We start from the raw sequence: 255 nt of genomic DNA, 5'->3' as shown, positions 1-255 counted from the left end.
TCGACCTGCCGTTCTCGGTCTCGCCGGTGATCTCCGGTCTGGTCTTCGTGCTTCTGTTCGGCTCGCACAGCCTCATCGGCCCGTGGCTGCAGAGCCATGGCATCCAGATCCTGTTTGCCGTGCCGGGACTGGTGCTGGCCACCGTCTTCGTCACCTTCCCCTTCGTTGCCCGCGAACTGATCCCGTTGATGCAGGAACAGGGCACCAGCGACGAGGAGGCGGCGCTGTCCTTGGGCGCATCCGGCTGGCAGACCT

Annotated in this window: 1 pseudogene; it reads left to right on the top strand. The window is 65.1% G+C overall.

What is annotated here, in order from left to right:
• A pseudogene (gene cysW, locus IB264_RS34395) lies at nucleotides 1-255 on the top strand (sulfate/thiosulfate ABC transporter permease CysW); the annotation flags it as partial.

It is taken from the genome of Ensifer sp. ENS11 (assembly GCF_014851895.1).
GTDB lineage: Bacteria > Pseudomonadota > Alphaproteobacteria > Rhizobiales > Rhizobiaceae > Ensifer > Ensifer canadensis.
This window is presented reverse-complemented; position numbering and strand designations above follow the sequence as displayed.